This window comes from Paratractidigestivibacter sp., from assembly GCF_052362415.1.
GTDB lineage: Bacteria > Actinomycetota > Coriobacteriia > Coriobacteriales > Atopobiaceae > Paratractidigestivibacter.
This window is the reverse complement of sequence record NZ_DAWEMK010000035.1, coordinates 16,294-17,208: the sequence shown is the minus strand read 5'-3', so window position 1 is coordinate 17,208 and position 915 is coordinate 16,294. Positions and strand designations below refer to the sequence as shown.

The following is a 915-nucleotide window of genomic DNA, read 5'->3' as shown; positions in this document are numbered from 1 at the left end:
GTAACGATGACCTGCTTGGCGCCCTGCGTGGTGGCAGTCACGCCGCCGGGGAGCTTTGAGGTGTCCTCGGCGATGCTGTAGTGGTAGATGCCGGCCTTGTCGAAGGTGATGTCACCAAAGACGATGTTGCCGTTCTCGTCGTTCGTAGCGGTGGTCTGCTTAGGCAGCGGGGCGCCCTCATCCTCGGAGCTGATGGTGAAGCTGAACTCGTCGGCCGTGAGGGCGCGGCCGGTCAGCTCCTTCTTGAACGCGAAGTTATCCGCGCCGTTGACGGTGACGGACTCGGCAGTGTACTTGTTGTTGAAGACGCAGCAGTCGCCGTCGCCGTACTTGACGGATGCGGCAAGCTGCCCGTTACCGAAGTCGGTGACCTCGACGGTCACCTCGGACGGGTGCGTGTCGTAAGTGTAGCCGTCAGGCGCGGGGCCCTGCTCGGTCACGTTGAACTTATACGTGCCGGCCTTGGTAAAGGTGACGGCGCCGAACGAGAAGCCCTTGGCCACCCCGTCCTTGGCTCCAGAGACGCTCGCGATGTCGGCGCCCTCGGCGATCTTGACCGCATCGCCGTAGTCGCCGTCGGCAGCGAGCTTGAACGAGAAGCGCGACGTCATGTCGTGACCGGTCAGGGTCTTCCGGCCCTTGATGGCGGTGTCGCCCGAGAGCGTGACCTCGCCGGCTTTGTAGGTGTTTCTAAAGGTGCCGTCCACCACATTGGGGGTGGCGACGAGCTTGCCCTTGCCATCATCGGTAACGGTGATGGTGACGGTAGCCGTGTGGTCATCGTAGCTCACGCCGCCGATGGAGCCCTTGACCTCGGAGACCTCGTAGACGTAGGTGCCCGCCTTATCGAAGGTGAAGTCACCGAACGAGGCGGTCTTGGCGTCCTTGGTCGCCTTGGCGTTCAGGCCCTTGGAG

The 915-nt window shown here is 63.1% G+C and carries 1 protein-coding gene; it reads right to left on the bottom strand.

The window, feature by feature from the left end; genetic code table 11:
• Positions 1 to 915 (bottom strand): Spy0128 family protein (locus ACT84W_RS05150; protein ID WP_444328435.1); only part of this gene is annotated, 915 nt, incomplete at both ends.